The following is a 23,568-nucleotide window of genomic DNA, read 5'->3' as shown; positions in this document are numbered from 1 at the left end:
ACACTGGAGTCACTTCAAGCGTGAAGTTATTCGAGGAGTGAGCGATGACGGTTTCCCTGATCAACCCCGACGGCCACGTCCAGGTGCCCGACTACCACCACGTCGCCGTGGCCACCGGCACCCGGCAGGTCCACGTGGCAGGTCAGGTCTCGTGGAACGGCGACGGCGAACTGGTCGCGCCCGGCGACCTCACCGGCCAGGTCGTGCAGGTCTACCGCAACGTGGCGACGTCGCTGGCCGCGGCGGGCGCGACGTTCGACGACGTCGTGCGGATCACCTGGTACGCGGCCGGGTGGAAGCGCGAGATGTACGACGCGTTCGCCGCCGGCGTCGAGCAGGCCGCGAAGGAGCTCGGCATCACGGCGACCCCGCCTGCGTCGCTGATCGGCGTCGAGGTCCTGTTCGAGCCGGGCATCCTGGTCGAGGCCGAGGTCACCGCCGTCCTCTGATCACCGGCGCCAGACGGTTCCCCGGCGTTCGTACTCCAGCACCGTCTCGACCTGGCAGGCGGTACCGGCGCCGAGGAACCGTTCCACCAGCCACAGCGCGACGTCCAGGCCCGACGTGACGCCGCCGCCGGTGATCAGGTCGCCGTCGTCGACCACGCGGGCGTTGATCACGGTGGCACCGGAGGCGGCGAGATCGGCCTTCGCGGCGTGGTGCGTGGTCGCGTTGCGCCCCTTCGTGATCCCTGCGGCGGAGAGCACCATCGCGCCGGTGCAGATGCCGACCTTGAGCGCCGCCGACTCGGTGAGACGGCGCAGGAAGTCCTCGTCCCGCATGACCTTCCGCACGCCGGAGCCGTCGTTGCGGTTGTAGCCGCCGCCGGGCACGACGATGACGTCGGCGTCCTCGGGCGACCAGCCGTGCTCGACGTCCAGCCTCGTGCCGTACGCGCACGTGACCCTGCCGGGCTCCCCCGTGGTCACCAGGGTCGTCCGGACGTCGGACGCCCTGCCCGCCATTCCCAGCACCTCGACCGGTGCGATGAAGTCCTGTTCCTCAACGCCCTCGAACACCACGACCTGCACTCGCACCGGACGTCCCTCCTGTCGTTCTCCTCGGCCTGAAGCCGAACCTGGGCTGACCTGCCACCGCGTCCACTGTGCACTCGACCTCGAACACCTCGCTCACCAGCTCACCGGTGAGCACCTCCGCCGGAGGCCCCGAGGCGGCGACCCGGCCCGCGTCCAGCACCACCACGGCATCCGCGTACGTCGCGGCGAGGTCGAGGCTGTGCAGCGCGGAGATCACCGTGATGCCGAGGTCGCGGATGAGTTCCAAAAGGTCGAGCTGGTGGCGGATGTCGAGGTGGTTCGTGGGTTCGTCGAGGACGAGCAGGCTCGGGCGCTGAGCCAGCGCACGGGCCAGGAACACGCGCTGCCGTTCACCACCGGACAGCTCAGCGAGCCGTCGGTCCGCGAACGGCGTCAGCCCGGTGCGCTCGCAGACCTCGGCGACGATCTCGTCGTCCTGCCTCGACAGCCGGTCGAACCTGCCGAGGTGCGCGGTGCGTCCCTGGGCGACGGTCTCCTCGACGGTGAACTCGAACCCGGAGTGCTGTTCCTGCAACAGGACCCCGGTGCGGCGGCCGGCGTCGCGGGCGGTGGAGAGCCACACGTCCTCGCCGTCGACCAGCACCCGCCCGCCCGACGGCCGGGCGGCGCGGAACACCGTGCGCAGCAACGTCGACTTCCCGCTGCCGTTCGGTCCGACGAGCACGCCGAAGTGGCCGTCGGGCACGGTGAACGAGACGTCGTGCAGCACCTGCTTGCCGCCGAGCGACGCGCTGACGTTCTCCACGACGAGGCTCACGAGGCCGTCTCCAGTTTGTGGCCGGCGCGGCGCATGACGAGCAGGAACAGCGGCACGCCGAGGAACGCGGTGACGACGCCGACGGGAAGTTCGGCGGGCGCGATCACGATGCGCGCCAGCACGTCCGCCCACACGAGGAAGCAGGCGCCGAGCGCGGCGGTGACCGGCAGCATCCGCCGGTGGTCGGCGCCGACCAGCATCCGCGCCAGGTGCCCGATGATCAGGCCGACGAACCCGATGCCGCCCGACACCGCGACCAAAGTCCCGGTCAGCAGGGTGGTCAGCACCAGCAGCTGCCAGCGCAGCCGTGCCGCGTCCACGCCGAGACCGGCCGCGGCGTCGTCGCCGAGCACGAGAGCGTTCATGCGTCGCGACCGCGTCAGCAGGACGAGCATGACGAACGCCAGCACCAGCACCGGGATCAGCAGCGTGTCCCACTGCGTGCCGGAGAGCCCGCCCAGCATCCAGAAGATGATCTGCTGCTGGGCCGCCGTGTCGTTGGTGCTGGCGAGCATGAACGACGTGACGCCGCTGAACAGGTGCGCGCACGCCACCCCGACCAGCACCAGGCGCAACGGCTGAACGCGGCCTCGTTGCTGGGCCATCGCGAGCACGACGACGATCGCTAACGTCGCCCCGGTGAAGGCGGCCAGCGGAACGGTCACCAGCCCGAGCAACGTGGTGCCCGTGGTCAGCACGAGAACCGCACCGACAGAGGCGCCGGACGACAGGCCGAGCAGGTGCGGATCGGCCACGGGGTTGCGCACCACGGACTGCACGACCGCGCCCGCGACCGCCAGTCCCGCACCGACGACGGCGCCGAGCAGGACGCGCGGCAGCCGCAGCCGCCACACGATCAGGTCGGTGCCCGGATGCGCGATGCCGCCGGTCAGCCGTTCGAACAGGACCCTCGCCACGTCGTCGACCGGCACGCTCACCGGCCCGATGCCCACGGCGACCACAACGGACACGAGGACGGCGAGCACGAGCCCCGTTCTCACGGGTGGAGCTCCCGCGCGAGCTGTTCGAGGCCGTCGAGGTTGAGCGCGGACGGGAAGCCGACGACGTACTGGGAGCTGCTGACGATCCTGCCGTCGCGGGCGCCGCTCGTCGTGGCCAGGAACGGGTTGGCCTTGATCTGGTCGACCAGTTCCTGCCCCTTGGCCTTCGCGAAGCTGAAGTCTGTCACGACCCAGATCACCTGCGGGTCGAGCTCCGCGATCTTCTCCGGCGAGACGTCCGCGTGCATCCCGTCCACCTCGGAGAACACGTTGGTCCCGCCGGCCAGTTCGATCAGCGCGTTGACGGGCGTGGACCCGCCGAGCGCCTTCACCGGCTGGCCTGCGACCGGGTTGTCGGCCAGTGCCATGACGCGCGGCCGTGCGCCCGACGAGGCCTTCTGCTGGACCGCGGCCTCGCGGCCCTTCAGCTCGGTGACCAGCGCGGACGCCTTGTCCTCGACGCGGAACACCTTGCCGAGCCGTTCGAGGTAGTCGTAGGTGACCGAGAGGTCGGTCATGGGCTTGGACCGGTCGGCGATGCAGCCCGCGATCCCCGGCGCTCCCATCGTGACGAGGTCGGCGTCCTTGGGGCCGGAGCCCCCGCCGAACGTCGCGAAGCTGGTCAGCACGACGTCGGGCCGCAGCGCGGCAACGCTTTCCGTGCCGGGCACCTTGTCGCTGATCACCGGCACCTTCGCCAGCGCGCCGAGGTACGGCTCCTTCTCGACCTTCAACGGCCCGGTGAAGCCGGTGCCGACGATCCTGTCCGTCAGCCCGAGCCGCGCCATCGCCTGGGCCGCCCACCCGTCCAGGGTCACAGCGCGCTTCGGCGCCTCGGTGAACGTGATGTCCTTGCCCTGGCAGTCCCGGACGGTGACGGCGCCCTGGTCCTGCGCGACCGGTTGCGCGGGTGCGGCGGAACAGCCCACGGTCAGCGACACCAGCAACGCGGCCACACCGTGCTTCAACTTGACGCTTCTCACGCCTACAGGTCGCGGCGGCGGCCGGGTTGGTTCCCGCGACTTTCCGTCGCGCCACGATCCCGAGTGGACGGAGTCTGCTTGGTCACACAATCGCGGCCGATCCGGTTTTCCGGGAACCGGAACGGGGTTCTGCCCGACCGCCATGCCATGAGGGTGGACAGGACCGCCGTGCTCGCGGCGGTCGGCTCGGTGGTGTGCGTCGTGATCGTCCTGCTCTGGGCGGGAGGTGACGTGTACACCGCGCTCGGAGACAGCGATCCCGGCAGGCTCACGTCACTGGCGTTCGGCGTCGTGCGGACGCTCGCGAACGCCGCCGCGACCGTCACCGTGGGAGCGCTCGCATTCGGCGCGTTCGTGGTGCCCGCGCCGCCGAAGCGCGCCCAGCTGACGGCACACGCGTACGCGGCGGTGCGCACGGCGGCGACCGCGGCGACGGTGTGGTGCTGCGCGGCGACTTCGGCGATCGTGCTGTCCGCGGCGGACGCGTCGGGGCAGACGTTCGGGGTCGCGCTGGAGCACCTGGGCGGGCTCGTGGCCGCCACCGAGGAGCCCAAGGCGTGGATCTTCTCGGCGGTGGCCGCCGCAATAGTCGCGGTGGGCGCGCGGGCAACGTTGACGTGGACCACCTCGGTGCTGTGGCTCGTCCCCGCGCTGGTCGGCGTGCTGGCACCGGTCATCGCCGGTCACGTGGCCAACGGCGCGTGGCACGACGTCGCCACCAACGCGATGGTCTGGCACGTCCCGGCGGCCGCGCTGTGGATCGGCTCGCTCGTGGCGTTGCGCGCCTACCTGCGCCGGCCGGGAAGCAGTGCCGAGGTCGTGCTGAAGCGCTACCGCCGGCTGACGGGGTGGTGTCTCGTCGTGCTCGTCCTCAGTGGAGCGGTGGCGGGTGCGGTGCTGGTCGGGCCCGCCGGGCTGCACAGCGGTTACGTGCTTCTGTTGCTGCTCAAAGTCTTCGTGTGCGTGGCGATCCTGGTGCTGCGTGCTCGCCTGCGCAGGCCTCTCGCCGCGGAACTGGTCGCGGTGGGACTGGCGCTCGGCGCGTCGACCGGTCTGACGCAACTCGTGCCGCCCGCGTGGTCGCGGACCAGGCCGTCACCGCAGGAAACGGTGCTCGGCTACGAACTGCCGGACCCGCCCTCCTTCACGGAGATCGTGCTGGGCTGGCGGTTCGACCTGCTGCTGGGGCTGGGCGCGGTCCTGCTCGCGGTGGCCTACCTGGTGGCGGTCCGGAAGCTGCGGCGGCGGGGAGACGCCTGGCCGGCCGGCAAGACCGTCGCGTGGCTGCTCGGGTGTGCGGTCGTGCTGGTCGCGACGTCGTCCGGCGTCGGCAGGTACGCGGCGGGCATGTTCAGCACGCACATGGTCGCGCACATGTCGCTCAACATGCTCGCGCCCGTGCTGCTGGTGCTCGGCGGCCCGATCACGCTGGCGCTGCGGGTGCTGCCGCACGGGCCGAGGCAGTGGGTGACGGCGCTGACGCACTGCCGGGCGACGCGACTGGTGGCGCACCCCGCCGTCGCCGCGACGACGTTCGTCGGGTCGTTCTACGTGCTGTACTTCTCCGACCTCTTCGGTGCCGCGATGCCCTTCCACTGGGCGCACCAGCTGATGAACATCCACTTCCTGATCAGCGGCTACGTGTTCTTCTGGCTGGTGATCGGGGTCGATCGCGCACCGCGCGCGCTCCCCCACCTGGCGCGGCTCGGTCTGCTGTTCTCCGTGATGCCGTTCCACGCGTTCTTCGGCGTGATCCTGATGAACAAGCAGACCGTGATCGCCGAGTACTTCTACCGCACCCTCGGGCTCACCTGGGTGCCCGACCTCCTCACCGACCAGCGCCTCGGCGGCGGCATCGCCTGGGCCACCGGGGAGATCCCCATGCTCGTCGTGGTGCTCGCGCTGCTGCGGCAGTGGGCGGTGGCCGACCGCCGCGAGGCCGTGCGGTTCGACCGCGCCACCGACACCGGGCACGACGACAAGCTCGCCGCCTACAACGCGATGCTCGCGGAGCTTTCCGGAAGGAAGAACTGACCTGCCATGACCACCACCACGGACGGCGCCGTCGAACTGACGGTGTCCGGCATGACCTGTGCGGCCTGCGCCACGCGGATCGAGCGCAAGCTGAACAAGGTCGAGGGCGTGCGCGCCACGGTCAACTACGCCACCGAACGCGCGATAGTGCATCTGCCCCAAGGCATGCGCACCGACGACGCCGTGCAGGTCGTCCGCGACGCGGGCTACGACGCCGCGGTGTCCGGGCACGACCGCGAGCAGTGGCACGACACCGTCACGGGACTGCGGCGCAGGCTCGTGGTCGCGGCGGTGCTCGCGATCCCCCTCGGCAACCTGTCGATCAGTCTCGCTCTCGTACCCGCACTGCGGTTCCCCGGCTGGGAGGCGTTGTGCGTGCTCCTCGCGCTGCCGGTGGTCACGTACTCGGCGTGGCCGTTCCACCGGGCGGCGCTGCGCAACCTGCGGCACGGAGCGTCCAGCATGGACACCCTGGTGTCGCTGGGAGTCCTCGCCTCGTTCGGGTGGGCGCTGTGGTCGCTGGTGGCGGGGTCGTCGGGTCCCGGTTACTGGCTCGGCTTCGGCGTGACGGCGGAGGGCGCGGACGCGGTCTACCTCGACGTGGCGGCGGGCGTCACCACGTTCCTGCTCGCAGGGCGGTACTTCGAGCTGCGGTCGCGGCGGTCCGCGGTGGGGCTGCTCACCGCGCTCGCGGGCATCGCGGCGAAGGACGCCAGGGTGCTGCGGGACGGCGTCGAGACGACGGTGCCCGCCGCACAGGTGCTGGTCGGCGACCTGCTGGTGGTGCGGCCCGGTGAGGCGCTGCCCGCGGACGGCGTCGTGACCGAGGGGTACTCCGCGGTCGACACGGCCTCGATGACGGGCGAGTCCGTTCCGGTCGAGGTCGGTCCCGGTGATCACGTCACCGGCGGCACGGTCAACAGCGCCGGACGGCTCCTCGTGCGTGCCACGGCCGTCGGGGCGAACACCCAGCTCGCGCAGATGCGGGCGCTGGCCGAGCAGGCCGCCGAACGCAAGGCTGCGGTGCAGCGCCTGGTCGACCGGGTGTGCTCGGTCTTCGTCCCGGTGGTGCTGGTGTTGTCAGCGCTGACGCTCGCCGGATGGCTGCTCACCGACCACTCCACCCGTGAGGCGTTCACGGCCGCCGTCGCCGTGCTGATCATCGCGTGCCCGTGCGCTCTCGGACTCGCGACGCCGACCGCGCTGATGGTGGGCGTGGCGCGGGCCGCGCAGCTCGGCATCCTGGTCAAGGGACCCGAGGTGCTGGAGGCGACGCGGGCCGTCGACACCGTCGTGCTGGACAAGACCGGCACCGTCACCACCGGCCGCATGGAGGTCACCGCGACGACGTCGTTCACCGGGCAGGACGTGCTGCGGTGGGCGGCTGCAGTGGAAGCAGCCTCGGAGCATCCGATCGGCGTCGCCATCGCTGCGGCCTGTTCCGACGTGCCCGCCGTGACCGGGTTCGAGGCGTTGGTCGGCGCCGGTGCACGTGGTGAGGTCGAGGGCGCGCTGGTCGTAGTGGGGTCCGCCGAGCTGATGGCACGGCTGGACGTCGTGGTGCCCGCCGCCGCCGTCGAGTGGTTGTCGGAGCTGGGGCCCGCGACCGGGGTGCTGGTCGCCCGGCACGGCGAGGTCGTCGGAGGCATCGCCTTGCGCGACACCGTGCGTCCGTCCGCACGGGACGCTGTCGCGCGCCTGCACTCGCTCGGCCTGCGGACCGTGCTGCTCACCGGTGACCACGAGGCCGCTGCCCAGGCCGTGGCGGAGGAGATCGGTGTCAGTGAGGTGATCGCCAACGTGCGTCCGGCGGACAAGGTCGCCGCCATCGAACGGTTGCGCGCGCAGGGCAGGCACGTCGCGATGGTCGGTGACGGCATCAACGACGGACCGGCGCTCGCCGCCGCGGACCTCGGCATGGCCATCGCGCACGGCAGTGACATCGCCGCGCAGACCGCCGACGTCGTCCTGGTGCGTGACGACCTCGACGCCATCGCGGACACGGTCGTGCTCGCCGGTCGCACGCTCGCCACGATCCGCGGCAACCTCGTGTGGGCGTTCGGCTACAACGCGGCCGCGCTGCCGTTGGCGGCGTTCGGGCTGCTCAACCCGCTGATCGCGGGTGCCGCCATGTCGTTGTCGTCGGTGCTGGTCGTCGCGAACAGCCTGAGGTTGCGCAACGCCCTGGGGACGTCGGGCGAGGGGTAGCCGGAAGATCTCAGAGATTTTTCCGTTATCGGCGGGCGTCCAGGACATCTCCTGGTCAGAACACCCCTGGACCCTGCCGAAAGGAACTTTCAGTGCCCCTCACCCCACGATTGCGGCGGCGCGTGTGGATCGCCGCTCTCGCCGTGGCGGGCGTCGCGGCGTCCGCTGTGACCGCGAACGCGATGTTCTTCATGCCTCCCGCGCCGCCCAAGGCCGCGCCGACCTCGTCGGCCACGACCGTCGCGCCGCCCGCGCTCGCGGACACCACGACGCCGCCGCCCGCGCCCGCCGCCACGTCCACGCCGCCGGCCGAGACGACGAAGGCCGCCGCCGCGCCGACGAAGCCGCAGGAGCCCATCCCGCCGAACGCCGTGCGCGTCGCGGAGTTCGTCGCCGAGTGCCCGTTCACGCACAAGCTCCCGGACGACCCGATCGTGCTGCCGAACCTGCCCGGCGCCTCGCACATGCACAGCTTCTTCGGCAACACCTCGACCAACGCCCACTCGGACGTGACCAGCCTGAGCAAGGCCGGCAGCACGTGCAGCCCGAAGGTCGACCTCTCGTCGTACTGGGTGCCGACGCTGCTGGTGGACGGCCAGGCCGTCGAGCCGACTGGCACGACGTTCTACTACCTCGGTGAGGGCGTGCGCGACGACGTGACCGCGCGCATCCAGCCGTTGCCGTACGGGCTGCGCATCGTCGCGGGCAACGCCAAGGCCACCGCGCCGGACAACACCACGATGTCGCGCTGGTCGTGCCTGCACGCCGGGCACGTCGGGGCGTCCAAGGACTTCGTGAACTGCCCGGCGGGCACGATGATCGAGTCCTACCTGGACTTCCCGCAGTGCTGGAACGGCAAGGACCTCGACTCCGCCGACCACAAGAGCCACATGTCCTACCCGGTCGCGGGCGACTGCCCCTCGACGCACCCCGTGCCGGTGCCGAAGCTGCGCCAGGTGCTGCGCTACCCCGCGAGCGGCGACCCGGCGAGGTTCAAGCTCTCGTCCGGGCCCGGGTTCACGATGCACGGCGACTTCTTCAACGTGTGGCCAGAGGCCGAGATGGCGCAGCGCGTGCGCGACTGCATCAACCGGATCGTGAAGTGCGGACCGGACGGCCGTCCGTAGTGCGTGCTCTCCTCCTCGCGGTGGTCCTCGTGGCGACGGGCTGTGGCGCACCGGCGGTCGGCACCCCTGTCCCGACCGACCTGTCCGCCACGGACCTGGCGTTCGTGGACCTGGTGATCCCCCAGAACGAGTCGGCGCTCGCCGCACTCGCGCTCGCCGGCAGGCCCGGCTCCGCGCTGGGTCCGGTGGTGCGCAAGGCCGAGGACCGCTACCGGTCCGAACTGGCGCAGGTCCGGGAGGTGCTGGCGCGCGCGGGAAAGGCCGAGAGCAACCAGCACGAGGGCCACGACATGCCCGGCATGATCACGGCCGCCGAACTGGCCGCGGTCGAGCACGTGCAGGGCGCCGACTTCGACCTGCAGCTGAAGTCGTTGCTGCGCAACCAGTTCGAGGAGGCGCGCACCGTAGCCCGCGCGGAACTGACGTCGGGCACGAGCAAGCCGGTGCTGGAGGTAGCCGAGCGGATCGACAGCTCGCGCGCGGAGTTGCTGGCCCTGCTGGGAGGCGGCCGGCAGTAGAGCAGCGCGGCCGGGGGTGATCTTGCCCCCGGCCGCGCTTTCACTGCTGTACAGCCTTCTCCAGCACTGCTCGCAGCGGCGTCACGGGGCGTCGCAGGAGCTTCTCCAACTGGTCCCCCGTGGTGGTGAACTCACCGCGCCGCGACGCGAGGAACATGCCCAGCAGCAGATCGGCCCTGTCCTCGGGGACGCCGTTGCGGACCAGCGACGCGCTCCACTCCTCGTCGTCCACGACGACCCGCCGGAACGTGCGGCCGGTGATCTCGCTCAGCAGCACCGCGACGTCTTCGAGATCGAGCGCCTCATGGGCGGTGAGAGGCGGAGTCGGCCCATCGAAGCTCTCCTCTCCCGCCAGCAGGATCGCTGCCACCTCGGAGAGATCCGCGTGCGCGGTCCACGACACCGGACCGTCCGCGGGCGCGACCAGTTCGCCCGTTTCCAGTGCCCGCCCGAACAGCAACGGGATCGTCGAGGCGTAGTAGCCGTTGCGCAGCGACGTGAACGGCACGCCGGACTTCGCGAGGGCCTCCTCCGTGGCGGCGTGGTCGGGCATCGGCCGGAAGAGCGAGTCGCTCGCCGCGCCCTGGTGGCTCGTGTAGAAGATCCGTTCCACTCCGGCCGCACGGGCGGCCTCGATCGCGTTGACGTGCCGTTCGACCGCCGTCGAACGGGTGTCGTTCGTCGAGACGAGCAGCACCTGCGCCGCGCCCTCGAACGTCTCGGCGAGCGAGTCCGGATCGGCGAAGTCGCCCCGCCGCACCCGCACACCGCGCTCGGCCAGCGCCGCGGCCTTGCCGACGTCCCGCACGCTGACGCCCACGCGACTCGCCGGAACCCGTTCCAGCAACCGCTCCACGACCTGGGCTCCGAGCTGCCCGGTCGCACCACTGACGATGATCATCACTGCCTCGCTAACGTTGGTAGTAACGCTGACACTATCGACGTTAGCAACATCGCGCTAGAGTGATCTCCGTGGTCGAGAGCAACCGGGACAAAGCACGCGCACACGTCGTGGAGGTCGCAGCCCAGCTGTTGCGCGAGCAGGGAGCCGTCGCGGTCACGATCCGCGCCGTCGCCCAGGCCGCGGGCACCCAGGCACCGACGATCTACCGGTTCTTCGAGGACAAGGACGCGTTGCTCGACGCCGTCGCCGAGCACGTCTTCGCCGTGTACGTCGCGGACAAGGCGGCGACCGAACACGGCGACGACCCCGTCGCCGACCTGCGGGCGGGGTGGAACACGCACCTCGGGTTCGGCCTTGCCAACCCGGAACTCGTCGGCCTCCTGCTGGACCCGGCGCGCGCGGCCCGGTCACCGGCTTCCACCAGCGGCATGGAGATCCTGCGCGCCCGAGTGGCCCGCGTCGCCGCTGCCGGACGGTTGCGGGTCAGCGAACGCCGGGCGGTCGAGCTGGTGCACGCGGCCGGGACCGGTGCGGTGCTCACCCTGCTGTCGGCGCCACCGCAGGACCGGGATCCGGACCTCGCCGACGTGCTGTTCGAGACGGTCGCGCGGACGATCCTCACCGACGAGCCGTCGGGTGAGACGTCCACGGCGACCGATGTGGTGCGGCGCGCACTGCCCGCGTTGCGGCAGCTGACGGAGGCCGAGCGTTCGCTGCTGTCGGAGTGGCTGGCCCGGTAGTTCGCGCGCTCGCAGGCGCCGATGACGCCCTCTCGCTCCCGTGACGCGACGCCGACACCGCCCATGACGCGACAGCGCCGCCGCCCGCACCTGTGCGACGACAGCGCCCCCACCCGCGGGTTCGCAAGCAGGGGCGCCTTGCCGTGCCTGCCTACCAGCCGGAGTTGCCGGTGCCGCGCTGCACGGTGAACCGGTTCTCGTCGTTCGCCATGCCCTGGCTGCCGGTCCCCTTCACCCCGGTCACGGTCACCCGGTCGAACCGCCCGGTGCCGGTCACCAGGTTGAAGTGGATGCCGTGCGAACCGGCGTTCGACACCGCCACGCCCTTGTCGTCGGTGAAGGCCTCGGTCGCACCACCCGTGCCGTTGATCTTCACGTTGTCGACGATGACGTTGCCGATCGTCTTGTTCCAGCTGAACAACATGCCGTGGTAGCTGGAGTCGTTGATCTCCAGGTCCTTGACCACCAGGGGCGCGCTGATGTCGGACTTCTCGGCGAACAGCCAGACCGCGCCGGTGTGAGTGTCCCAGTCCCAGTTGCGGGTGCCGGTGCGGGTGAAGGTGTTTCGCTGCAAGGAGGTCGTGCCGGCGAACGGCTTGGCGTCGTGCCAGCTCGACACCATGACCCCGGCGCCGTTGAACACCGTGTCGCTGATCAGCGAGTCCTCGATCCGGTTGTCCGTGCCGCCGTAGATCGCGGCGCCGTTGGCGAGGATCGGCAGCGAGATGGTGTTGAACGCGAAGACGCTGCGGCTCACCTCGCTCTTCGGGTTCCACGACCACATGGCCATGCCGTCGTCGCCGGTGTTGCGGAAGCTGCTCTGCTCGACGCGGACGTTGGTGGTGGGGCCGTTGTTGCCGTTGATGTTCAGGCCGTCCGCCATCGTGTTGCGGACGCGCAGGCCCGCCGCGTAGAAGCCGTCCGCCTGCTTGAGCCACAGGCCGGTCTTGGCGTGGTTGGTGGCCACGTTGAAGACCGTCGCGCCCGAGCCGGACTCCACCTCGACGAACGAGTCGGAGTTCGGTGCCTCGTCCGGGTCGCGGGTGGTGACGTCGCCGTCGAAGGTGAGGTCGGCGATCGTCGTGCCGGCACCGGTGATCGCGAACCCGCCGCGCCGGTTCGCTCCGTTCAGGGCGGTGTGCCAGATGCCGGCGCCGCGCACGTCCACACCGCTGAGGTTCACGATGCTGTTCAGGTTGTACTGGCCCGCGGGCAGCCACACGCCCTTGACCGCGCTGCCCTGCGCGGCGGCGACGGCCGCGCGGATGCCCGCGCTGTCGTCGGCTCCGTCACCGGGGTTGGCGCCGTGGGTGCGGACGTCGACGTAACCGGCGGGCGCGGTCGTCGCGGTGGCGACCTCGGCGTCCAGGAGGTCGACGGTGATGTACGCGCTCGCCGACGTGTCCTTGGCCAGGCGGATCACGGTGCCCGCCGGGTAGGTCTGCGGGAGCAGGATCCGCGCGTCGTCGAAGTAGCGGTGCGGGCGAGCGCCGCCGGGGCCCTCGGCGAACGGGTAGCCGCCGTACATCCAGCTGTACTTGGAGGTGAGCTGGAGGTCGCCGGCCTTGGTGCCGTTCGCGTAGACGGCCAGCGGCGCGGTGGTGCCGTCGGGGATGCTCGCGCGGACGGTCAGGGCGTTGGCGGGTGCGGTCAGCGTGACCTGCACGTTCTGGCCGGTGCCGGTGAGCTTGACGGCGCTGCGCCCGGAGGCCTCGGCGACGTCGGTGGTGTACTTGCGGCCCGCCGCGAGCTTGGTGCCGGTGGTCGTGCCGGCCTCGGCCTCGTACGTGGTGAACGGGACGGTCGCGCCGCGCGCGGCCAGTGCCGCCGAGCCGGTCACGGCGATGTTGTCGAGCTGGGCACCGTTCGCGTCCTGGTAGCCGATGATGTTCAGACCGGCCCGCAACGCGGCGGTGTGCGTGACGGTGCGCCAGCCGCTGCCGCCGGTGAGGTTCAGCTGCGTGCCCTTGACCCCGTTGACGTACGCGGTCACCGTGCCGCTCGCGGATGCCGTGTACCGCAACGTGATCGTGGCGTTGCCGGCACTGGTCTGGTTGATCGTCCTGATCACCCGCGCGCTCGCTCCGGGCAGCGACACCGCGCCGCTTCCGGTCGCGCCCGCCGTGGTCACCGTGACGGCGCCGCCGCCGAGGAAGCCGGACTCCAGCTCCGTGGTGCCCTCGGGAGTCGGGGTGGAGTTGTCCGGCGCGAGGGAGACGTTGTCGAGGTTGATGTTGCCGTTGTCGTTGGCGCCGAAGGACACCGCGACAGAGTTGGAGCCGACGACGGTGGTCACCGGGACGCTCACAGTGCCCCACTCGCCCCACGACGCCGTCGCGGGCAGCGAGACCTGTTGCGCCGCACCGTTGACCGTGGCGGTCATCGTGCGCGCCGAGCCGGTGCCGTTGGCGTAGCGCAGGGTCAGGGTCGCCCTGGTGGCGGTGCTGGAGACGGCGAACGTCGCCGCCGCGCCCCGGTTCGCGTCGACGAACCCGCCGACGTACCCGCTGCCGGTGTGCCCGCCGTGCTCGGACTCGACCCGCGCGCCACCGGAGAGCGTGCCGGACTCGGCCTCCACCACCCCGGCCGCCGGGGTCACGGGGTCCACCGACAGGCTGTCGATGTTGACGTTGCCGTTGTCCGCGCTGCCGTACCGCACCGCGAGGGTGTTGGCGCCCGCGTTCAGGGTGACGTTCTGGCTCACCGTGCCCCACGACGCCCAGCCCGCGGTGGCGGGCAGCGAGAGCTGCCGGGTGGTGCCGTTGACGGCGAGGGTGACGGTGCGGGTGCTGCCGGTTCCGTTGGCGTAGCGCAGGACCAGGCTGTTCGCACCGGCCGTCGACCCGCTCGTGGTGACGGTCAGGGCGGCGTTGCCGCGGTTGGCGTCGGTGAACCCGCCGACGTAACCGGTGCCGGTGTACCCGGCGTGCTCGGTCTCGGTGCGAGCGCCGCCCGTTAACGCAGCGGACTCGGCCTGGTAGACGGTCGGGGCGGCGGAAACCGCGCTGATTCCGCCCGCCACGAGGGCAGCGCTGAGTACCGCGACCTTCACGGCCGCGGGGAGTTTCTTCAACATCGTTGTTGTTCTCCAAGGCGAATCGGGACAGGGGACTAGCCTTTGACGGCTCCTTCGAGCGCACCGCTCTGCAGGAACAGCCGTTGGAACACCAGGAAGAGCGCCACGGGGATGACCGACGAGATGGCGAGCGCGGCGAGGAACACGTCGAGCTCGACGTAGCGCTGCAACGCGGGCAACCGCACCGACAGCGGCTGCACCGCCGGGTCGGGCAGCACCAGCAGCGGCCAGAGGAAGTCCTTCCAGCTGGCCACGACGGCGAACACCGACACCACGCCGAGGATCGGGCGCGACAGCGGCAGGACCACCGACCAGAACACCCGCGCGGGACCGGCGCCGTCGACCCGTGCGGCCTCCAGCACCTCGCGCGGCAGGTTCGCGAAGAACCGTTGCACCAGAACGACGTTGAACGCGCTGGCACCCGCGGGCAGCCACACCGCCCAGAAGGTGTTGATCATTCCGCTGCGCACGACCGTCAGGTAGAGCGGCACCAGCAGCACGATCGACGGGACGAACAGCGTGCCCAGCACGACGGCGGTGATGAGCTTGCCGTAGCGGGGACGCAGGATCGCGAGGGCGTAGCCGGCCGTGGTCGCGACGACGAGCTGCACCAGCCACGACCCGGCGGCGATCACCACCGTGTTGAGGAAGTACTTGTCGATCTCCACGCGCGTCCACGCCGTGAGCAGGTTGGCGAGGTCGACTCCGGTCGGGAAGAGCGACAACGGTGCGCGCAACGTGTCCTGGGTGGGCGTGATCGCGGCCTTCGCGAGCCACAGCATCGGCCCGAGACCGGTGAGCAGCAGGCCGCCCAGCAACAGGGCCTGCACCAGGCGAACCGTCCGGCGGACCGACGGCGTGCCCCACTCGGACGGCGAGATCAGCCCGCGTTTCACGAGGCGCTCCAGGACTTGGTCACCCGCAGGTAGACGGCCGAGAGCACGGCCAGGACGGCGGCGAGCATGATGCTCAGCGCGGTCGCGGCTCCGTAGTCCCCGCCGAGGCTGCTGGCGAAGGCGTAGTCGTAGATCAGCAACAGGATCGTCATCGTCGAGTTGGCGGGACCACCGCCGGTGAACAGGAACGGTTCGAGGAACACCTGCGCCGTGCCGATGATCTGCAGGATGAACGTCACCAGCAGCACCCCGCGCAACCGCGGCAGCGTGACGTGCCAGATCTTGCGCCAGATCCCGGCGCCGTCGATCTCGGCGGCCTCGTACTGCTCGGCGGACACGCCGGCCAGCGCGGCCAGGTAGATGATCACGGTGCCGCCCGCCGCGGCCCAGGTCGCCTCCAGCACCAGCGCGGGCATGGCGCTGCCGGGGTCCTGCAACCACTGCCACGGCCCCAGCCCGACCCAGCCGAGCACGGTGTTGAACACGCCGGACGGACCGGCGTCGTAGAAGAACTTCCACAGCAGCACCGCCACCACCGGCGGCACGACCACGGGCAGGTAGGCCAGCGCGCTGAAGAGGCCTTTGCGCTCCCGGACCTCGCTGATCAGCACGGCGGCGACCAGCGGGATCGGGTAGCCGAACACCAGTGCCAGCGCGGCGAACCACAGCGTGTTGCGCACGGCTGTCCACAAGAGAGGGTCGCCGAGCACCTGTGCGAAGTTGTCAAGACCGACGAACGTGACCGGCCCGACGAGGTTCGTGCGCTGGAAGCTCATCACCACCGACTGCACGATCGGCGCCCACGAGAACACCCCGAACACCACCAGCAGCGGCACCAGGAACAGCAGGGTGGTCAGCCCGCCGCGCCGCACCCAGGTGACCGGCGAACGGCGGCGCCGGGGAGCGCGCGGTGGCGGCGGGACGGCCGCCACCGCGCGGACAGGGGACTGGACGGCCACCGGTCAGCCCCGGCCCATCGTGGCCTGCGCGTCGGCGTCAGCCTTGGTGAGCAACGCGGCGACGTCGGCGCCCCGGTCGGTGAGCAGCGTCTGCACCGTCGTGTCCAGGATCTTGTAGACCTCCTGGGTGGACTTGGTGGGCTCGGTGACCAGCGGCTGGTCGAACATCTTGTCCGTGTAGGGCTTCATCTGCCCCAGCGGCACGTTCACGTACTGCTTGACCCACTCCTGCTGCTTGTCGTAGGTCGCGCGGTCCACGACCGGCAGCGCGGGCACCCCGACGGGCTGCTTGGTGTCGGCCAGCGTCTTCGCGTCGGCCACCGCCGCGTCCTGGTTCGTGAGCTTGCCCATGTAGTAGAAGTCGATCCACTTCACGGCGGCGTCCTTGCCCCGCTCCCCCGTGTTCGAGCTGACGACGGCGAGCGTGCCGCCACCGAGCACACCCGCGTCGGGCTTGTTCGCCAGAGGCAGCGCGGCGACGCCGTAGTCGGCGGGCTTGAGTCCGTTCTGGGTCACCAGGTTGCCGTAGTTGCCGCCGCCCGAGACGTACATCCCGATGCGTCCGGCGGCGAAGTCCTGGTTGATGCCCGCCCAGTCGTAGAGGAAGTTCGCGCCCATCGAGTTGTCGTCCCACCGCATGGCGCGCAACGTGGTCAGCACCTCGGTCATCTCCGGACTGTCGACGGTTGCCTCGGCCGTCTCGCCGTTGAGCTTCTCGGTGCGGCCACCGAACGCGTAGTCCAAAGTGGTCAGGATCCAGCCACCGGTGTTGCCCTGGGTCATCTGCGCGTACCCGGCCTGCCCGGTCCGTTCGGTGATCTGCTTGGCGGCACCGCGGATCTCGGCCCACGTGGCCGGCGGCTTGTCCGGGTCGAGCCCGGCCTGCGTGAACAGCGTGCGGTTGTAGTGCAGCGCCTGCCCGTAGGCGGCGATCGGCACGGCCCACTGCTTGCCGTCGGCCGACTGCCCGGCCTTGGCCACCACCGGGTTCAACGACGACGCGTACGGCAGCCCGGCGACCCGTCCGCTGATGTCGGCGATCTGCTTGCGCTCGATGAGCCCGCGCCCGTCGGTGAACGGCACGGTCAGCACGTCCGGCGCCGTCCCGCCCGCGAGCTGCGCGGTGAACGTCGCTGCCGTCCAGGTGTACTCCTGCGGCTTGACGTCGACGTCCGGGTTGGCCTTCTCGAAGTCGGCGACGCGGGCGTTGAACGCCTCGATCGCCTTGGCCTCCAGGCCCGCGTCCATGGCGACGGTGAGGACGACCTTGCCCTCGGCGTTGAGCTCGTCGTCGGGGCTGGAGCCGCACGCGGTCAGCGCCAGTGGCAGGACCAGGGCGGCGGCTGTCAGACGGTAAGACTTCATTGTCTCTCCAAGGGAACTACGCGCGCAGCCACGCGGCGGCGTCGGTGGGCAGGCGGGTCCCGGCGAGCGGGTCGGCGGCAGGCTGGGCGCTGGTCAACGACGCCTCCGCCGGCGGTGTGAGCGGGGCACTGGTCAACAGCACCTCCTGGTGCGGCGGCAGCGACAGCGGGTCCGGCCCGAAGTTCACCACGCACACCACGTCGTCCCGGCGGAACGCGATCGCGTCGGGCCCCAGGTCGACCCATTCGAACGACTCTCCGCGCAGCCCGGCCTCGGCACGGCGCAGCCCGAGCGCGGCCCGGTACAGCGCGAGCATCGACCCCGCGTCCTCCTGCTGCGCCTCCACCGACAGCTCACCCCACCCGGCGGGCTGCGGCAGCCACGTCGGTTCCCCGTCCTCGGGGCCGAAGCCGTACGAGCGCCCGCCCCGCGTCCACGGCAGCGGCACGCGGCACCCGTCACGTCCGGGGTCGACGCCCTCGGACCGGAAGTGCATCGGGTCCTGCAGCACCTCCAGCGGCAGGTCCTCGACCTCGGGCAACCCCAGCTCGTCGCCCTGGTACAGGTACAGGGCACCGGGCAACGCGGCCGTCAGCAACGCCGCCGCCCGCGCCCGCCGTTCCCCCAGCTCCAGGTCGGTCGGCTCGCCGAACCGCTTGGCCAGGAACGAGAACGACGTCGAGGCACGGCCGTAGCGGGTCACCGGGCGGGTCACGTCGTGGTTGGACAGCACCCACGTCGCGGGGGCACCCACCGGGGCGTGGGCGTCCAAAGTGGACGCGATCGAGTCGCGGAGTTCCTTGGCGTCCCAGGGGCGGCCCATGAAGTCGAAGTTGAACGCCGAGTGCATCTCGTCGGGGCGCAGGTAGCGGGCGAACCGCTTCTGGTCGTCCAGCCACACCTCGCCCACCAGCACGCGGGGCTCGTCGTAGGAGTCGGCCACCGCGCGCCAGCCGCGGTAGATGTCGTGCAGTTCGTCGCGGTCGATGAACGGGTGCTCACCCGCGGCGTAGGTCTCCGGCACCTCGGGCAGCGCGGGGTCCTTGACCGGCATGGACGCCGAGTCGACGCGAATGCCCGCCACGCCGCGGTCGAACCAGAACCGCAGGACGTCCTCGTGCTCGCGCCGCACGTCGGGGTGGTTCCAGTTCAGGTCGGGCTGCTCGGGCGCGAACAGGTGCAGGTACCACTGGCCGTCGGGGACGCGGGTCCAGGTGCCGCCCGCGAAGCTCGACCGCCAGTTCGTCGGCGGCACCTCGCCCTTCTCCCCCAGCCCTTCGCGGAACCAGAACCGCTCGCGCTCGGGCGATCCCGGGCCGGCGGCCAGCGCCTCCTGGAACCACACGTGGTCGCTGGAGACGTGGTTCGGGACCACGTCCACGATCGTGCGGATGCCCAGCGCGGCGGCGTCGGCGATGAGCGCCTCGGCGTCGGCCAGTGTGCCGAAGGCGGGGTCGATGGCGCGGTAGTCGGCCACGTCGTAGCCGCCGTCGGCCATCGGCGAGAGGTACCAGGGCGTGAACCAGATGGCGTCCACGCCCAGGTCGCGCAGGTGGCCCAGCCGGGCGCGCACGCCGGCGAGGTCGCCGGTCCCGTCGCCGCCCGCGTCGGCGAAGCTGCGCGGGTAGATCTGGTAGATCACCGCGCCACGCCACCAGGGCGGTGGCAGGTCCGTCGTCACGACGTTGCTCCCCTCTTTTGAGTCCAGACGCGCGACAACTTGCCGATCATCGCTGATCAGATTAGGTGTAGCGCTATATCTGCGTGGTGTGGAAAGCTAGCCTCCGGCACGGAAGGTGTCAACGACGGAATTCGGAGGGGCAGCTCTTGCGGGTCACCTTGAAGGACATCGCGGAGGCGGCGGGCGTCAGCGTGATGACCGTGTCGAACGTGATCAACGGCAAGAGCGCGCGGGTCTCGACCGAGACCATCGAGCGCGTGCGCCGGATCATCGACGAACGCGGCTACGTGCCCAGCGCGTCGGCCCGCAGCCTCGCGGCCAACCAGTCACGACTCGTCGGGCTGCTGGTGCCCGCGGCGAGCGAGGACAGCCTGGCGATCAGCCCGCACAACATCGCGATCATCGGCCAGATAGAGCGCAGGCTCCGCAAACGCGGCTACCACCTGCTGCTGCGCGGTGTCGCCGACACCTCGGAGATCGGCGAGGCGCTGCGTTCGTGGAGCCTCGACGGCGCGGTGCTGCTGGGCTTCCTGGACGAGGAGATCGCCGACCTGCGCCGCCAGGTCACCGGCGCCACCCCGGTGCTGGCGATCGACAGCTACTCCGGCAACCCGCTGACCACGGGCGTCCGCGCCGACGACTTCACCGGCGCCCGCCTGGCCGCGGAGCACCTGCTGTCCCTGGGGCACCGCAGGATCGTCTTCGCCGGCCCGTCGTTCACCGACGTCGGTGTCGTGCACGAACGCTTCCTGGGCTTCCAGAAGGCGTTCGAAGAAGCAGGAGTGTCCATTAAAGACAGTCCAATAGAGACTCTGAACACCACGCACGACCACGGCGTCGCGCTGGGAAGGCGCTGGCTCGACACCCACCCGGACGCGACCGCCGTGTTCGCCACCGCCGACATCCTGGCGATCGGCATCATCGAGGGCATGCTCGAAGCCGGGGTCGACGTCCCCGGCCAGGTGTCGGTGGTCGGCTTCGACGACCTCGACATCAGCGCCTACATCACGCCGAAGCTGACCACCATCGCCCAGGACATCGTCGGCAAGGCGACCCACGCCGTCGACCGCCTGCTGGCGCTCATCGACGGCGGCGACCGCCCGGCCGACCCCCTGGTGCTGGACGTGCGGCTCGTCACCCGAAACTCGACGGCACCACCGCGCTGACGGCGCGCAGGTGCGGCACTCGCGGCGCGACCTCCGCCGAACGAAGGCGTCCGTACTCCTTCAGCATTCCCAGCATCCGGTAGCGGGTCCGCAGGCCGCCGGTGTCCGCGACGAGGACCGACTTGTGCACCAGCCCGGCCAGCAGGTCCACGACGTCACCGCGAGGGATGCCGTGCAGGACGCACGCCCGTTCGGCCTCAGTGAGGTCGAACTCGCCGGCGATCCCCGCCAGCAGTGCCCACAGCGACCTCTCGGCGTCGGAGCACAGGTCCCAGCTCCGGCCGACCGAGCGGCGCAACCGGTCGTCCAGCAGCTCGAACCGGTCACCGACCCGTTCGGCGGCGTCGCGCAGCGACAGCACGTCCAACCGCAGCGCGGCCAGTTCGAGGGCCAGCGGCACCCCGTCGAGCCCCTCGCACAGGACCTCGACGTCCCGCCGGTCGACGAGTGCGTCCCCGAAGCCCGACACGACCGCCGACGCCCTGTCCAGCAACAGTTCCGAGGTCACGCCGGTCGCGTGACCGGGAGGTCAGCGGCGTCCGGCAGCGCTCAGCCGTACTGGGCGATCTGGATCAGGTTGCCGCAGGTGTCGTCCAGCACGGCGGTCGTGACCGGTCCCATCGTGAGCGGCTCCTGGGTGAACTTCACGCCGAGCGCGCTGAGCCGGTCGAACTCCGCCCGGACGTCGTCGACGGCGAACTGGGCGGCCGGGATCCCGTCCTCGACCAGCGCCGACTTGTACGGCTTCACCGCGGGGTGACCGTCCGGTTCGAGCAGCAGCTCGGTGCCGTCGGGGTTCTCGGGCGACACCACGGTCAGCCACCGGTCGGCGCCGAGCGGCACCTCGTTCTTCTTCACGAAACCGAGGACGTCGGTGTAGAAGGCGAGCGCCTTGTCCTGGTCGTCGACGAAGACGCTGGTCAGGTGGATCTTCACGGTGAGTCCTCCGCGGGTTTCGGCCTGAGCCACCGGACGACGATGTGCTCAAGCGGTTCGGTGTTCAGGTCGTGGAACTTGTAGCGACCCTCGCGGCGTGACCGGACGAGTCCGGCCGTCTCCAGCACGGCCAGGTGCTGGCTGACCGCCTGCCGGGTGAGGCTCAGGTCGTGCTTGGACACCAGCCGGGCGCAGATCTCGAACAGCGTCTGCCCGTCGCGCTCGGTCAGCTCGTCGAGGATGCGCCGGCGGTTCGGATCCGCCAGCGCCTTGAACAGGTCCTCTTCCACACCCCGAACCATAGGCAAGTCGTGGCGTGCATGCAAGCCACGACTTGCCCGTCAGGCCACGGTACTTTCTTCTTGAGAAATACCGCAATAACGCTTAGCATTGCGAACCTGACGACCGGAACGAAAGGACACCCTTGAGCAGCACGCCGAGACGCCTCCTCGCCCTGCTGCTCGTCCACTCGGTCCTGGCCCAGGTCGTCACCTTCGTGCTCCGCCCGGCCGTCACCTACCGGGCGATCGAGCTCAACGTCCCCGGCGGCTGGCTGGGCGCGCTGGCCGCGTCGTTCGCGGTCGTCCCGCTGCTCCTCGCCGTCCCGTCGGGACAGGCGACGGACCGGTTCGGCGAACGCCGCGTGATGATCGCCGGCGGGCTGCTGATGACCGCGTCCGCCGTGGTGCTGCTGTTCGCCGGCTCGACGGCGGCCGGGCTCGCCGCCGGGATCGTCGTCCTCGGCACCGGACACCTGCTCTGCGTGGTCGGGCAGCAGGCCGCCGTCGCCAACGCCGCCCCGGCGGACAGGTTCGACACCGCGTTCGGCCACTACACCTTCGCCGCCTCGCTCGGGCAGGCCGTCGGGCCGGGACTGATCATCCTGGCCGGCGGCGGACAGGCGGTCCCCGACACGAGCCTGCTGTTCGCCGCCTCCGTCGCCATCGGCCTCGTGCTCACCCTCAGCGCCCTGCTCCTGCGCATGCCAGCCAGGCCGTCCGCGGCGCGCGAGAACGAGGCGGGCGGCATGCGGACGCTGGTCCGGCTTCCCGGCCTCCCCCAGGCCCTGCTGGTCAGCTGCGTCGTGCTCGCCGCCGTCGACATCACGCTCGTCTACCTGCCGGCGCTCGGCACCGACCGCGGCCTGACGGCGGGGTTCATCGGCTTGCTGCTGACCCTGCGCGCGGCCGCGTCGATGGCGTCGCGGTTCTTCCTCGGCACGTTGGTGGCACGCCTGGGCCGACGACGTCTGATGGTCGGCACGACGATCCTGTCCGCGCTGTCGATGGCCGCGCTCGCCCTGCCGCTCCCGCCCGCCGCCATGGCCTGCCTGTGCGTCGCCCTCGGGCTGGGTCTCGGCGTCGGCCAGCCGCTCACGATGGCCTGGCTCGCGACCTCCACGCCACCAGGCCTGCGCGGCCGCGCGATGTCCCTGCGTCTTACCGGAAACCGGCTCGGCCAGGTCGTGCTCCCCAGCGCGGTCGGCGCCATCGCCCTCACCGCGGGAGCGGCCGGCGTCCTGTGCGCCACCGCCGCCGCCCTCGCCGCGGTGTCGGCACTGGCCCGCCGCACGGCCGTCCAGTAGCTCAGCCGGGCGCGGCGATCACGACCAGCACCTGCGCCCGCTGTCCGTCGAGCGAGCGGAAGTGGTGCGGGATCCCACCGCGGAAGTAGGCGGTGTCGCCGGCGTCGAGCTGCTCGACGCGGTCGGGAAAGCTGAGCTCGACCCTGCCGGACTGCACCACGACGAACTCGTCCCCCGCGTGCTCCTTGAAGACGCACCTCTCCCGCTCGGTGGGCGGGTGGATGACGAACGGCAGCATGTGCTTGCCACTGATGCGAGTGGCCAGGCCGACGTAGGGCGACCCGTCACCCGGCGTCGCGGAAGCCCGGCTGTAGTCGTCGCGGCGGGTCAGCTCGATGTGGGCGGTGCTCGCCGCCTCGCCGAAGATCTCGGCCACGTCCACGCCCAGCGCGGTGGCGAGGCTGATGGCCACGGCGATCGACGGCGTGCTCTGGCCGCGTTCGACCTTCGACAGGTACGACTTCGAGGCCCCCGACCGCTCGGCCAGCGTGTCGAGGCTCCACCCCCGCTCCTGCCGCAGCATGCGCAGCGTGCTCATCGGCCCCCGCTCTCCGTTGCGTGACGCCGACGACCA

22 protein-coding genes are annotated in these 23,568 nt (G+C 70.9%); 8 read left to right on the top strand and 14 right to left on the bottom strand.

Annotation, left to right across the window (positions count from 1 at the left end):
* The first annotated feature begins 44 nt into the window (after window positions 1-44).
* Entirely contained in the window at window positions 45-449 is a 405-nt protein-coding gene (locus ACFWN2_RS13545) for a RidA family protein (RefSeq protein WP_382427363.1), read from the top strand.
* On the opposite strand, the gene ACFWN2_RS13540 is transcribed toward ACFWN2_RS13545, so the two are convergent.
* From ACFWN2_RS13540 to ACFWN2_RS13525, 4 genes are read right to left on the bottom strand one after another with little or no spacing between them, the layout of a single operon-like run.
* Window positions 450-1,037, bottom strand: a complete 588-nt coding sequence (locus ACFWN2_RS13540; RefSeq protein ID WP_382427361.1) for a DJ-1/PfpI family protein — start codon at window positions 1,035-1,037, stop codon at window positions 450-452.
* A complete protein-coding gene (locus ACFWN2_RS13535) occupies window positions 1,003-1,815 on the bottom strand; it encodes an ABC transporter ATP-binding protein (protein ID WP_382427359.1) in 813 nt (270 codons plus the stop codon). The genes ACFWN2_RS13540 and ACFWN2_RS13535 overlap by 35 nt, the downstream gene beginning before the upstream one ends.
* The gene (locus tag ACFWN2_RS13530) at window positions 1,812-2,816 is read right to left on the bottom strand and encodes a FecCD family ABC transporter permease (RefSeq protein WP_382427358.1); all 1,005 of its coding nucleotides are present in this window, start codon (window positions 2,814-2,816) and stop codon (window positions 1,812-1,814) included. The genes ACFWN2_RS13535 and ACFWN2_RS13530 overlap by 4 nt, the downstream gene beginning before the upstream one ends.
* Complete coding sequence (locus tag ACFWN2_RS13525) at window positions 2,813-3,784, bottom strand: ABC transporter substrate-binding protein (protein WP_382427356.1); 972 nt, start codon at window positions 3,782-3,784, stop codon at window positions 2,813-2,815. The genes ACFWN2_RS13530 and ACFWN2_RS13525 overlap by 4 nt, the downstream gene beginning before the upstream one ends.
* A 162-nt stretch (window positions 3,785-3,946) precedes the next feature.
* Here ACFWN2_RS13525 and ACFWN2_RS13520 point away from each other — a divergent pair, with 162 nt between their 5' ends.
* The 4 genes from ACFWN2_RS13520 to ACFWN2_RS13505 all read left to right on the top strand — a co-directional run bounded on the left by ACFWN2_RS13520 (window position 3,947) and on the right by ACFWN2_RS13505 (window position 9,686).
* Window positions 3,947-5,833: a cytochrome c oxidase assembly protein gene (locus ACFWN2_RS13520; protein ID WP_382427355.1), complete on the top strand. Its 1,887-nt coding sequence runs from the start codon at window positions 3,947-3,949 to the stop codon at window positions 5,831-5,833.
* Window positions 5,834-5,839: 6 nt separating this feature from the next.
* Window positions 5,840-8,041 (top strand): heavy metal translocating P-type ATPase, encoded by a 2,202-nt coding sequence (locus tag ACFWN2_RS13515; protein WP_382427353.1) that lies wholly within the window; start codon window positions 5,840-5,842, stop codon window positions 8,039-8,041.
* A 92-nt stretch (window positions 8,042-8,133) separates the two neighbouring features.
* A complete protein-coding gene (locus ACFWN2_RS13510; protein ID WP_382427352.1) occupies window positions 8,134-9,168 on the top strand; it encodes a DUF1996 domain-containing protein in 1,035 nt (344 codons plus the stop codon).
* Complete coding sequence (locus ACFWN2_RS13505) at window positions 9,168-9,686, top strand: DUF305 domain-containing protein (protein ID WP_382427351.1); 519 nt, start codon at window positions 9,168-9,170, stop codon at window positions 9,684-9,686. The genes ACFWN2_RS13510 and ACFWN2_RS13505 overlap by 1 nt, the downstream gene beginning before the upstream one ends.
* A gap of 40 nt (window positions 9,687-9,726) precedes the next feature.
* Here the strand turns inward: ACFWN2_RS13505 and ACFWN2_RS13500 are convergent, their stop codons facing one another.
* On the bottom strand, window positions 9,727-10,587 hold the full coding sequence (locus ACFWN2_RS13500; protein ID WP_382427350.1) for an SDR family oxidoreductase: 861 nt from the start codon (window positions 10,585-10,587) through the stop codon (window positions 9,727-9,729).
* Window positions 10,588-10,658: 71 nt separating this feature from the next.
* Between ACFWN2_RS13500 and ACFWN2_RS13495 the strand changes: the two genes are divergently transcribed.
* Window positions 10,659-11,330: a TetR/AcrR family transcriptional regulator gene (locus ACFWN2_RS13495; RefSeq protein ID WP_382427349.1), complete on the top strand. Its 672-nt coding sequence runs from the start codon at window positions 10,659-10,661 to the stop codon at window positions 11,328-11,330.
* A gap of 151 nt (window positions 11,331-11,481) precedes the next feature.
* Here the strand turns inward: ACFWN2_RS13495 and ACFWN2_RS13490 are convergent, their stop codons facing one another.
* From ACFWN2_RS13490 to ACFWN2_RS13470, 5 genes are read right to left on the bottom strand one after another with little or no spacing between them, the layout of a single operon-like run.
* A complete protein-coding gene (locus tag ACFWN2_RS13490; protein WP_382427348.1) occupies window positions 11,482-14,406 on the bottom strand; it encodes a CBM35 domain-containing protein in 2,925 nt (974 codons plus the stop codon).
* A gap of 35 nt (window positions 14,407-14,441) precedes the next feature.
* On the bottom strand, window positions 14,442-15,302 hold the full coding sequence (locus ACFWN2_RS13485) for a carbohydrate ABC transporter permease (protein ID WP_382427347.1): 861 nt from the start codon (window positions 15,300-15,302) through the stop codon (window positions 14,442-14,444).
* Window positions 15,299-16,261 carry a carbohydrate ABC transporter permease gene (locus ACFWN2_RS13480; RefSeq protein ID WP_382427346.1) on the bottom strand — a complete coding sequence of 321 codons (963 nt, stop codon included), beginning with the start codon at window positions 16,259-16,261 and terminating at the stop codon, window positions 15,299-15,301. Before ACFWN2_RS13480 ends, ACFWN2_RS13485 begins: the two co-directional genes overlap by 4 nt.
* A gap of 3 nt (window positions 16,262-16,264) precedes the next feature.
* The gene (locus ACFWN2_RS13475; protein WP_382427344.1) at window positions 16,265-17,626 is read right to left on the bottom strand and encodes an ABC transporter substrate-binding protein; all 1,362 of its coding nucleotides are present in this window, start codon (window positions 17,624-17,626) and stop codon (window positions 16,265-16,267) included.
* 16 nt (window positions 17,627-17,642) lie between these two features.
* The gene (locus ACFWN2_RS13470; RefSeq protein WP_382427343.1) at window positions 17,643-19,307 is read right to left on the bottom strand and encodes a glycoside hydrolase family 13 protein; all 1,665 of its coding nucleotides are present in this window, start codon (window positions 19,305-19,307) and stop codon (window positions 17,643-17,645) included.
* A 146-nt stretch (window positions 19,308-19,453) separates the two neighbouring features.
* On the opposite strand from ACFWN2_RS13470, the gene ACFWN2_RS13465 reads away from it, so the two are divergent.
* Entirely contained in the window at window positions 19,454-20,473 is a 1,020-nt protein-coding gene (locus ACFWN2_RS13465) for a LacI family DNA-binding transcriptional regulator (RefSeq protein WP_382427341.1), read from the top strand.
* Here ACFWN2_RS13465 and ACFWN2_RS13460 read toward each other — a convergent pair.
* Genes ACFWN2_RS13460 through ACFWN2_RS13450 form a run of 3 tightly spaced genes read right to left on the bottom strand, consistent with a single transcriptional unit; the run spans window position 20,442 to window position 21,711 of the window.
* Window positions 20,442-20,981: a hypothetical protein gene (locus tag ACFWN2_RS13460; RefSeq protein ID WP_382427339.1), complete on the bottom strand. Its 540-nt coding sequence runs from the start codon at window positions 20,979-20,981 to the stop codon at window positions 20,442-20,444. The two genes, ACFWN2_RS13465 and ACFWN2_RS13460, sit on opposite strands and share 32 nt — an antisense overlap.
* A 41-nt stretch (window positions 20,982-21,022) precedes the next feature.
* Window positions 21,023-21,409 carry a VOC family protein gene (locus ACFWN2_RS13455; protein ID WP_382427338.1) on the bottom strand — a complete coding sequence of 129 codons (387 nt, stop codon included), beginning with the start codon at window positions 21,407-21,409 and terminating at the stop codon, window positions 21,023-21,025.
* On the bottom strand, window positions 21,406-21,711 hold the full coding sequence (locus ACFWN2_RS13450) for an ArsR/SmtB family transcription factor (RefSeq protein ID WP_382427336.1): 306 nt from the start codon (window positions 21,709-21,711) through the stop codon (window positions 21,406-21,408). Before ACFWN2_RS13450 ends, ACFWN2_RS13455 begins: the two co-directional genes overlap by 4 nt.
* A 122-nt stretch (window positions 21,712-21,833) precedes the next feature.
* Between ACFWN2_RS13450 and ACFWN2_RS13445 the strand changes: the two genes are divergently transcribed.
* Window positions 21,834-22,994 carry an MFS transporter gene (locus ACFWN2_RS13445; RefSeq protein WP_382427334.1) on the top strand — a complete coding sequence of 387 codons (1,161 nt, stop codon included), beginning with the start codon at window positions 21,834-21,836 and terminating at the stop codon, window positions 22,992-22,994.
* 1 nt (window position 22,995) lies between these two features.
* Here ACFWN2_RS13445 and ACFWN2_RS13440 read toward each other — a convergent pair whose 3' ends face one another.
* Entirely contained in the window at window positions 22,996-23,532 is a 537-nt protein-coding gene (locus ACFWN2_RS13440; protein WP_382427332.1) for a helix-turn-helix domain-containing protein, read from the bottom strand.
* Window positions 23,533-23,568: the final 36 nt, after the last annotated feature.

Origin of the sequence: Lentzea sp. NPDC058436 (assembly GCF_042721515.1) — a bacterium.
In the GTDB taxonomy this organism is placed as follows: domain Bacteria; phylum Actinomycetota; class Actinomycetes; order Mycobacteriales; family Pseudonocardiaceae; genus Lentzea.
The sequence above is the reverse complement of the archived record's forward strand: the minus strand, read 5'-3'. Positions and strand labels throughout refer to the sequence as shown.